General features: G+C 48.5%; 1 protein-coding gene. It reads right to left on the bottom strand.

Annotated features, from left to right (window positions below):
- Positions 1 to 25 precede the first annotated feature (25 nt).
- Positions 26 to 404 (bottom strand): hypothetical protein (locus C6366_RS21330; protein WP_199221632.1); only part of this gene is annotated, 379 nt, incomplete at its 5' end.

The raw sequence follows: 404 nt of genomic DNA, 5'->3' as shown, positions 1-404 counted from the left end.
CTCAGCCATCGTTACAATCACCATTTCACGGCATAAAAATCGACCCTTCTGCTGGCATCCGTTGTTTACGGATGCTTTTTTGTCGTTGGCGGGCATAGTTTCTCAGGCCGTCCTGTAATATAGAGGCTTCGTTGTCATCTCCGTTTTGTCTCTGGCGTGCTATGTTGTGCGTTCCTTCTTGTTCAATTCTTGCCATGTTATCGTCTCCATTCTGCACTTGTCGGGCTCTGTTACGATAACCATCCTGCTCTATAGAGGCTTCATTGTTGTCGCCGGTTTGCAATTGCACTGCGCGGTTTCTGTCGCCATCCTGAATAATTTCGGCCTCATTGCGTTCTCCTGCCTGTTCCTGGCGGGCATAATTGTAGCTTCCAACCTGAATGGCGTCTGTTTCATTTCGGTGT

The organism is Desulfonatronum sp. SC1 (genome assembly GCF_003046795.1).
GTDB lineage: Bacteria > Desulfobacterota > Desulfovibrionia > Desulfovibrionales > Desulfonatronaceae > Desulfonatronum.
This window is presented reverse-complemented; position numbering and strand designations above follow the sequence as displayed.